The organism is Halorubrum sp. Atlit-28R, assembly GCF_003665955.1.
In the GTDB taxonomy this organism is placed as follows: domain Archaea; phylum Halobacteriota; class Halobacteria; order Halobacteriales; family Haloferacaceae; genus Halorubrum; species Halorubrum tropicale.
Genome location: NZ_QPLS01000028.1, coordinates 1 through 1,392 on the forward strand (window position 1 = coordinate 1; position 1,392 = coordinate 1,392).

Below are 1,392 nucleotides of genomic sequence, written 5' to 3' on the forward strand. Positions count from 1 at the left end.
CGCCCGATTGCGTGGGCTACGTCGTACGGTGTCCGTGCAAACCCAGAGAATAGCCGTATCGCGTCTCTCGTCGCGTCGAGACCTTTCGCCCGACACATTGCCCGTGTTACTCGTGCAACCGTACTCGGACCATGCTCGACGACCACAGGGACTTTGAGCGCAATCTCCGGCGCGTCCTCGTGAATCTCCCCAGGGTTCGACAGTCGGTCTTCTATTACGCCGGCGACGTGGTCCGCCCGATTCCCGAAGTCACCAACCACCGAGATCGACGCAATCAGGTTCGCATACGGATTGCTCGCGTCGACGACAGGGTCGAACGACTGACGTCGCTTCTCGTCTCGGTCTTCAAACAACAGTCGCCGGACTACGTGGTTCCCGTACGTCGCCGCAATCGGCGCGTTCTTCGCAAGCGTCGTTGCTAACAACTCGGCATTGTCCTCCCCGTATCGCTCCGGGTGTCGGTTGTAGTCGGGTAAGCGAGCCTCCCAAACGACGTCAATATCGAGTAAATCGAGGACGTGAAACGCGGTTCCCGCGAGACCCATCGCCGTTTTCGTGATTCGACTCAGGTACTCGGACGTCTCACACTCGTAGTCCTCATGTGCAAGTGACCGCGTCATGTCGAGTAGCTCGTCTCTCGCGTCCTCGAGGACGTCGACGTACTCACCCGCCGAGTCGACAGAGTCAGCCAACCACCCGAGGTTTCGAGACCCACGAACGTACGTCCCATCTTCGATTAGTCCATCAAGTTCCGCGAGACGGTCCTCGGTAAGGACCTGGTCGAACGTCTTAGGATCGAGTAACGCTCGTGCAATCATCACCACATGAGACATGGCAGAGTCGTACTCTGCAGAGACGACGAGCGTATTCTCGTCCTCAAGGTAGCCCCACCCGGCTTCTCCCCGGTCAGATTTGGGTTCGACAGGGTAGTTTGTCACACTAACGCCTTTCTTCGGCGGTGTCTTCGCCGCTGAGACCGTCTCTGCGTACGAAAGATAGTCCACACCGTGATACCGAGGTAAGCGAACCCGTCCGTCCGGCGTCGTCGACGCCTCACCTTCGGCGGTCGGTCGGTGGTCGTCCTCCCTCCCTCCCCGAGGGCGGTCCGTGATTACACGGGTATTGTGGTTTGGTTTTGGGGTGTTCGTAACGTAGTCCTGAAGGGCCTTTTGTCGCTCTTTCTCTTTGGCTAATTCTTCGAGGTACAACGCTCCTTTGTCGAGAATCTCGATTCGTAGGTTTCCGCGAGCGCCGTACTTCTCACAAAGACCATACTCGATTAGCTTCTCGTTCAATCGCCGCGAGACCGTGGTCCTATCGTACTGACTGAACGCCGATTGTAGGGCGCTGTAGGCCATGTGTCCGCTTTCAGTCTCACCTACCGTCCGAAGT

At 57.8% G+C, this 1,392-nt stretch carries 1 pseudogene; it reads right to left on the minus strand.

The features are described from left to right. A pseudogene (locus tag DVK06_RS16585) lies at positions 1-1,358 on the minus strand (transcriptional regulator); the annotation flags it as partial. Between the last annotated feature and the right edge of the window lie 34 nt (positions 1,359-1,392).